Raw genomic sequence first — 527 nt, 5'->3', positions numbered from 1 at the left:
GACTGTCAGCCGTCTACTCGATTGGCAACAGTTATTTTATTTTTCGTTTCAATTTTTTCCTTATCAACATCAAATTCTATTGTCTTTGGCTTATGCTTTGGGCTGTCATATCCGTAAATTCTGTTTTTGTCAAAACTTCTAAGATCAAGAACATCAAATTTTCTTTTGAATGTTATCTTATCTCCAGTCGACAAGTCAATCACAATTAGTTGCTGTAAAGTTCCTTTCCAAAAAGTCCGAGTCCATTTAGGGATAGCCACTTTTTTTCCTGCGGAATCCCATATTGGTGGTCCGCTGCACCAGTTGTCGATAAGTAGGTTTTTATCGTTCGTGACCAAATATGCTTGTCCGCCTAATGGCGCACCCATTGCAATTTCCAACAAGTCATCATATTCAATTCTGTAATCTCCAACAGTTGATTTCAATTGCTTGTCAGAGTTTCCAAAGTCCCAAGCATTTGGATATGTTTCAATTATCGACTTGTCCATTTTTTTAATTGTTGCCAACGGTTTGCAAATAGGCACATG

The 527-nt window shown here is 37.6% G+C and carries 1 pseudogene; it reads right to left on the bottom strand.

Annotated elements, in window-relative coordinates:
• Window positions 1-5 precede the first annotated feature (5 nt).
• Window positions 6-527, bottom strand: a pseudogene (locus C6368_RS17105) (hypothetical protein); the annotation flags it as partial.

It is taken from the genome of Brumimicrobium mesophilum (assembly GCF_003025005.1).
GTDB lineage: Bacteria > Bacteroidota > Bacteroidia > Flavobacteriales_D > Crocinitomicaceae > Brumimicrobium > Brumimicrobium mesophilum.
The sequence above is the reverse complement of the archived record's forward strand: the minus strand, read 5'-3'. Positions and strand labels throughout refer to the sequence as shown.